This window comes from Corallococcus sp. AB049A, assembly GCF_003668885.1.
Taxonomy (GTDB): domain Bacteria; phylum Myxococcota; class Myxococcia; order Myxococcales; family Myxococcaceae; genus Corallococcus; species Corallococcus interemptor.
In genome coordinates, this window is the sequence record NZ_RAWL01000501.1 from 1 (window position 1) to 5,780 (window position 5,780).

A 5,780-nucleotide genomic window follows, 5' to 3' on the forward strand; every position below is an offset into this window, starting at 1 on the left:
GGCCGTGGGGCCCGGGGCCGGCGGCGGTGGCGCCGCCTGCGTGCGGGTGGCCGCGAAGGAGACGCCGTTCAGCTCCTTGAGCAGGAACGCCACGCGCATCAGGTGATCCGCGTCCTGCGGCACGTCCTGGAGCAGCTGCCCCAGCGAGCGCACCCCGTCGATGAAGGAGAGCGCGCGCACCTCGTGCGGCGTCAGGCGCAGGTCGCTGGAGGCCACCCGGCCGCCCGACTTCATGATGGGCAAGGGCAGCACGAAGGCCAGCCGCCGCTTGAGGTCCGCCGTCGGCATGCGGCGCACCTGGTCGCTGAGCAGCGCCCAGCGGTTGCCCAGCGGCATCGACTTCTGCGCGGGCAGGTCGCGCGCCTCGAAGCTGAACGTCCCGGACTCCGCCCGCAGCGCCTTGCCCAGGATGCCCAGCGCCCGCTGAGCCAGCTGCGCGAACGCCGTCGCCGGCTGCAGGAGCCCCAGGCCGAACAGCGCCGCCAGCAGGTCGCCTCCGAAGCGGTCCTTCGCGCCCTCCGCCTGCTGGAGCTGCTCCGCCGTCAAGAGACGCGCGCCCATCAGCGACACGCCCAGCGCGTCCTCCGCGTGCGACGAGTCCACGAACTCCGGGCTGCCCTTGCGGAAGTGGACCGACAAAGCGCGGTCCGGAAGCCCCAGCGTCAGAAGGCCCGTGTGCTCGCCCGCGGCGATGCGTCCGTAGAGCTGCAGGGGCGAGTGCTGCGCGAGCTGCCCCTGCGGAGGCACCGTGTTGCTGCCGTCGTCAGCCGGAGCCTGCGGAGCCTGCGGAGCCTGAGGGGGCGCGGCCGGACGTGCCGCCGCGACCGGAGGGCCCGGAGGCCGCGCGGCGGCGACAGGACGCCCCGCCGGTGCCGCTCCGGGAGCGGGGCCCCGCATCGCGCCCGGACCCGCCATGGGCATGGCGCCAGGACCCGCGACGGGCGCGGCTCCAGGGCCCGCCATGGGCACGGCGGCCGGGCCGGCGCCGGGCGCGGTGGCCGGGGCGGGCGGAGGCGGCGCGATGACCGCGGACGAGGATTGCAGCAGCGACGCGGGCGCGCCGTCCCCCCACAGCTCGCGGGGGAACGCGTCCCGCACCTCCGGAAAGCGCCACGGGAAGGCGAACTGCAGCCCATCGGTGGAGACCTGGAGCTTGCCCTGGATGGAGCCGCTGTCGATGAGCAGCTCGATGGTGGCACCCGTCAGGGGCCCCCAGGTGGTGCCCCGATCGTTGCGCACCCAGTACTGCCGGACCTCGCCCTCCGCCATGTGCCGTCCTGCTCCCGCTCCCTGGACCGCCGGGGAATTGGAATTTTATCGCCGCCCGTGCCCGCCTCCAAGCAGACGTCTCACGAGCGGGCGGGCAGGCGTCCTCAGGGCGTGGCGCCCTCCAGCGCCGCCAGCCCCACGTTGGCCAGGCACGCCGCGTCCGCCTGCTGCTCGGCGGGCGGGTCGAAGCAGTACACCTCGCTGTCGAAGACCTTGCAGATTCCCGCCGGGGTCCCCGCGCACGCCACCTTGCCGTACGCCGTGGTGCAGTTGTAGCCGCACACCGGCCCCACCTCGCTCAGCTTGCACTGGGGCGCCGGCAGGTCCTTGCCCCACGCGCAGAGCGCCGCGGGCGTCGGGTCGAAGCAGGTGATGTGGCCATTCTGCGCCTTGCACACGCCCAGGGGCGTCTTCGCGCAGCGCACGCCCTCGGAGGCGTTCACGCAGTTGAAGCCGCACGCCATCTGGAGCCCGTTGCTGACGCACTGCGCGCGCGGCACCTGCTTGCCGAACACCGCGAACACCGCGGCGGGCGGGTCGAAGCACGTCACGTTGCCGCTCTGGCTGCGGCACACGCCCGCGGGCGTCTTCGCGCACTGCACCTTGCCGAAGGCCGTGACGCACGCGTACCCGCAGCCCACCACCCCGTCGATGGTCTTGCACTCGGAGTCCGGCAGCGCGGAGCCGTACGCCTTCACCACGTACGCCGGCGGGTCGAAGCAGACGGCCTGGCCATCAATGACGGTACAGCGGCCCTGGAGCGTCTGGGCGCACCGCACGCGCTGTCCATCCGACTTGCACGCATAGCCACAGGACACGTGCCCGTCGATGGAGCGGCACGTGGCGGTGGTCGCGTCAGGCGGCGAGGGCGGCGCGGCGAGCGTCAGCGCCAGCACGGTCATCAGGGTCGCGAGCATGAACCGCATTGACCCCCAAGCTTCGCCCTCGCGCAAGTAAGGGTGATAAGCGGGGCGCCACCGTGGACCTGGACGTCAGCGCAGTGAAGCTGGTGCTGTTGTGTGTCGCCGCCCTGAGCGCGGGCTTCGTGGACGCCATCGCCGGAGGCGGCGGGCTGATTACGCTGCCGGCGCTCTTGACGGCGGGCCTGCCCGCGCACGTGGCGCTGGGCACCAACAAGGGCCAGTCCGTGTTCGGCTCGGGCGCGGCGCTGGTGCGCTTCGCGCGCGCGGGGCTGGTGGACTGGAAGCTGGCGAAGGTGGCGTTCCCCTTCGGCCTGATGGGTGCGTTCGGCGGCGCGGCGCTGGTGCTGCTGCTCAAGCCGGAGGTGCTCAAGCCGCTGGTGCTGGTGCTGCTCATCGCGGTGGCGGTGTTCCTCGCCTTCCGCCGCACGCCGCCCCGGAGGGACGGCGTGGAGCCCTCGCCCCGGCCGCGCGCGCAGGCCATCGGGGCGCTCATCGCGCTCTGCATCGGCACCTACGACGGCTTCTTCGGCCCGGGCACGGGCACCTTCCTCATCGTGGCGTTCTCCTCGCTGCTGGGCCACGGCCTGGCGCGCGCGTCCGCGGACGCGAAGGTGGTGAACTTCGCCTCCAACCTGGCGTCGGTGACGCTCTTCACGCTCCGGGGCGTGGTGCTGTGGAAGGTGGCGCTGCCCATGGCCGCCGCGCAGTTCACCGGCGCGTGGCTGGGCGCGCACATGGCGGTGAAGGGCGGCGACAAGCTGGTGCGAATCGTCGTGCTCGGCGTGGTGGCCGCGCTGGTGCTGAAGCTGGGGCACGACGTGTGGCAGGGCTGGGCGGCCTGAGCCTCAGCCGATGTGCACGAGCATGCAGAGCCCGCGCTGCGCCACGGCGGCGGTGAACTTCTGGAGTTCCACGAAGTAGGAGAGCAGCTCCTCCAGCGGATCCACGTCCTCCTCCAGCTCCTCCTCCTCGTCCCAGGTGCCGGGGTAGATGTCCTCCGCCTGGAGCTTCGCCGGGTCGAAGCGCTCGCGCAGGCTGTCCACGGAGACCTGCTTCAGCGCCTCCGCCAGGGCCTTCACGGAGGCCGCGTCGAACACGCGCGCGGTGCCTTCATCCGACGGGATGTCGCCCACGTCCTCGCCGCCGCGCACCAGGAAGTCCAGGGGAGGTTTGCCCTCCCACGCCGTGCCGGTGAGTAGGTACTGGAGGCCGTGCCACGCCTCGCCGATGTCCAGCTCCAGGAACGCCACGCCCTTCGCGTCGCCGAAGTCCTCCTCGTCCTCCAGGAAGGGCTCCAGCGCCTCGGGCGCCTTGAACAGGGCCTGGCGCTGCGACTCGGTGGTGCTGCGCAGCGTGCAGAGCATCTCCATGGGGCGGGCTACTCCACGACGACGAGCTTGGCGTTGTTCTCCACGGCGGTGCCTTCCTTGGCGAAGACCTCCGTGACCTTGCCGGCCTTGGGGCTCTTGAGCTCGTTCTCCATCTTCATGGCCTCCACGACCACGAGCCCCTGGCCCTCCTTCACCTCTTCGCCGACCTTGACCAGCACCTTCACCACCTTGCCGGGCATGGGGGCGAGGACGAGCTGACGGCCCTCCACGGAGAAGCTGCTGGCCGCCGCGCGCATGCGCAGCTTGCGCTCATCCGCCACGTCGGTGCGGTTCACCTGCCCGCGCACCAGCGTGCCAATCTCGTCGCCGTTCTCCTCGAACTCGACGTTGTACGACTGGCCGTCCACCAGGAGCGACAGCGTGCCCTGGTCCACGGACAGCGCGTCCACCTGGAACGTCTTGCCGTTCACCGTGAGCCGGTAGCGGTCCTGGCCCAGCGGCTCCAGGTCCACCGGCACCGCTTCCTTCTGACCCTGCTGCTGCTTCGTGAAGTAACGCATGGAGGAAAGGTCCTTGCGAAAGGTGGAAGGTCAGCGGCGGCGGCTCTTCAACGCCAGGCGCCACGGGCTGATGCGGCCAGAGGTGTCACCGCCACCGCCGCGCGACGGCAGCGTCTTCGCGCGCTTCTGGTCGCGCTGGAAGGCGTGCAGCGTGCTGGCCAGCAGCGCCACCTCGCTGAGCTGGGCGTCCTCCTGGCCCAGCAGCTCCGTGTGCTGGCGGGTGAGGAAGCTGGTGTCGTAGTCCCCGCCCACGAACTCCGGGTGGGACAGGATGCCGTGCAGGTAGCGGATGTTGGTGGTGATGCCCTTCACCACGTACTCGGACAGCGCGCGCTTGGCCCGCGCGATGGCCTCTTCCCGCGTGGCGCCCCACACGGACAGCTTGGAGATCATGGGGTCGTAGTAGTTGGGCACCGTGAAGCCCGCGTACACGCCGGAGTCGTCGCGCACGTTCGGGCCGCTCGGCACGCGCAGCGCGTGGATCCTGCCCGGGCTGGGCATGAAGTTGCGCGCCGGGTCCTCCGCGTACACGCGCACTTCGATGGCGTGACCGCGCGGGGCGGGGGCCTCGAAGAGGGGCAGCTTCTCGCCCTCGGCGGCGCGAATCTGCATGGCCACCAGGTCCAGGCCGGTGACCCACTCGGTGACGGGGTGCTCCACCTGGAGGCGGGTGTTCATCTCCAGGAAGTAGAAGTTGCGGTGCACGTCCACCAGGAACTCCACCGTCCCGGCGCCCACGTAGTTGACGGCCTTGGCCGCCTTCACCGCGACCTCGCCCATCTTCGCGCGCAGCTCCGGCGTGAGGATGGGGCTGGGCGTCTCCTCCACCACCTTCTGGTGACGGCGCTGCGCGGAGCACTCGCGCTCGTTCAGGTGGATGGTGTTGCCGTACTGGTCGGCGAAGACCTGGATCTCGACGTGGTGGGGCTTCTCCAGGTACTTCTCGATGTAGACCGCGTCGTTGCCGAACGAGCTCATCGCCTCGCTCTTGGCGGAGCGCCACGCGGAGTCGAAGTCGCCCAGGCCCTCCACGCGGCGCATGCCCTTGGCACCACCGCCGCCGGCGGCCTTGAGCATGATGGGGAAGCCGATCTTCTGCGCGTACTCGCGCGCCTCCTCGATGGTGCCGATGGGCTCCGTGGTGCCCGGCACGACGGGCACGCCCGCCTTGATCATGTTGGCGCGGGCGCGGGTCTTCTCACCCATGGCGTCCATGGCGGCGGCCGGCGGACCGATGAAGGTGATGCCGGCCTTCTCGCAGGCGCGCACGAACGAGGCGTTCTCGGAGAGGAAGCCGTAGCCGGGGTGGATGGCGTCCGCGCCGGACTGCTTCGCGACCTCCAGGATGCGCTCCTGGACCAGGTAGCTCTCGCGCGAGGGCGGGGGACCGACGAAGTAGGCCTGGTCGGCGGTGCGCACGTGCAGCGCGGAGCGGTCTGCTTCGGAGTACACCGCCACCGTGGCGATGCCGAGGTCCTTGCAGGTGCGCATCACCCGGATGGCGATCTCGCCGCGGTTGGCGACGAGCACTTTGCGGATCTTGGGCATGGGCGCCCGTCTAGCATGGGGCGCCCGGGATTGCCTGCCTCTACTTGCGCAGGTTCAGGTACTGGTCCATCAGCTGCTTCGCCTGGGCGAGCTTGGCCTCCACGAAGCGGTCGTCCTCGTCCGGCTCCGGGGGAGGGGCGGGGTGCGCG

5 protein-coding genes and 1 pseudogene are annotated in these 5,780 nt (G+C 71.2%); 1 reads left to right on the forward strand and 5 read right to left on the reverse strand.

Annotated elements, in window-relative coordinates; all coding sequences use genetic code 11:
• Together D7X55_RS34530 and D7X55_RS34535 are read right to left on the reverse strand one after the other, a co-directional pair.
• A pseudogene (locus D7X55_RS34530) lies at positions 1 to 1,269 on the reverse strand (molecular chaperone DnaJ); the annotation flags it as partial.
• A 104-nt stretch (positions 1,270 to 1,373) separates the two neighbouring features.
• Positions 1,374 to 2,186: a hypothetical protein gene (locus D7X55_RS34535; protein ID WP_120553060.1), complete on the reverse strand. Its 813-nt coding sequence runs from the start codon at positions 2,184 to 2,186 to the stop codon at positions 1,374 to 1,376.
• A gap of 62 nt (positions 2,187 to 2,248) precedes the next feature.
• Here D7X55_RS34535 and D7X55_RS34540 point away from each other — a divergent pair, with 62 nt between their 5' ends.
• Entirely contained in the window at positions 2,249 to 3,034 is a 786-nt protein-coding gene (locus D7X55_RS34540) for a TSUP family transporter (RefSeq protein ID WP_120553056.1), read from the forward strand.
• A 3-nt stretch (positions 3,035 to 3,037) separates the two neighbouring features.
• Here the strand turns inward: D7X55_RS34540 and D7X55_RS34545 are convergent, their stop codons facing one another.
• Genes D7X55_RS34545 through D7X55_RS34555 form a run of 3 tightly spaced genes read right to left on the reverse strand, consistent with a single transcriptional unit; the run spans position 3,038 to position 5,631 of the window.
• Positions 3,038 to 3,562 carry a YfbM family protein gene (locus D7X55_RS34545; protein WP_121725275.1) on the reverse strand — a complete coding sequence of 175 codons (525 nt, stop codon included), beginning with the start codon at positions 3,560 to 3,562 and terminating at the stop codon, positions 3,038 to 3,040.
• 8 nt (positions 3,563 to 3,570) lie between these two features.
• Complete coding sequence (locus tag D7X55_RS45575) at positions 3,571 to 4,083, reverse strand: biotin/lipoyl-containing protein (RefSeq protein ID WP_120553058.1); 513 nt, start codon at positions 4,081 to 4,083, stop codon at positions 3,571 to 3,573.
• Between the two features lie 30 nt (positions 4,084 to 4,113).
• Entirely contained in the window at positions 4,114 to 5,631 is a 1,518-nt protein-coding gene (locus D7X55_RS34555) for an acetyl/propionyl/methylcrotonyl-CoA carboxylase subunit alpha (protein ID WP_121725276.1), read from the reverse strand.
• Positions 5,632 to 5,780: the final 149 nt, after the last annotated feature.

Excerpts from the sequence above, each read along its gene's own strand:
- D7X55_RS34535 (WP_120553060.1), bottom strand. The coding sequence starts at position 2,186 with ATGCTCGCGACCCTGATGACCGTGCTGGCGCTGACGCTCGCCGCGCCG.
- D7X55_RS34555 (WP_121725276.1), bottom strand. The coding sequence starts at position 5,631 with ATGCCCAAGATCCGCAAAGTGCTCGTCGCCAACCGCGGCGAGATCGCC.
- D7X55_RS34545 (WP_121725275.1), bottom strand. The coding sequence starts at position 3,562 with ATGGAGATGCTCTGCACGCTGCGCAGCACCACCGAGTCGCAGCGCCAG.
- D7X55_RS45575 (WP_120553058.1), bottom strand. The coding sequence starts at position 4,083 with ATGCGTTACTTCACGAAGCAGCAGCAGGGTCAGAAGGAAGCGGTGCCG.